Source organism: Ewingella sp. S1.OA.A_B6, from assembly GCF_049889095.1.
In the GTDB taxonomy this organism is placed as follows: domain Bacteria; phylum Pseudomonadota; class Gammaproteobacteria; order Enterobacterales; family Enterobacteriaceae; genus Ewingella.
On sequence record NZ_JBLJFK010000048.1, the window covers coordinates 1 to 300 of the forward strand.

A 300-nucleotide genomic window follows, 5' to 3' on the forward strand; every position below is an offset into this window, starting at 1 on the left:
GGAGACACACGGCGGGTGCTAACGTCCGTCGTGAAGAGGGAAACAACCCAGACCGCCAGCTAAGGTCCCAAAGTCATGGTGAAGTGGGAAACGATGTGGGAAGGCATAGACAGCCAGGATGTTGGCTTAGAAGCAGCCATCATTTAAAGAAAGCGTAATAGCTCACTGGTCGAGTCGGCCTGCGCGGAAGATGTAACGGGGCTGAACCATGCACCGAAGCTGCGGCAGCGACGCTTATGCGTTGTTGGGTAGGGGAGCGTTCTGTAAGCCGTTGAAGGTGACCTGTGAGGGTTGCTGGAG

At 56.0% G+C, this 300-nt stretch carries 1 rRNA gene; it reads left to right on the top strand.

What is annotated here, in order from left to right:
* Positions 1-300, top strand: a 23S ribosomal RNA gene (locus ACMV8I_RS21415); the annotation flags it as partial.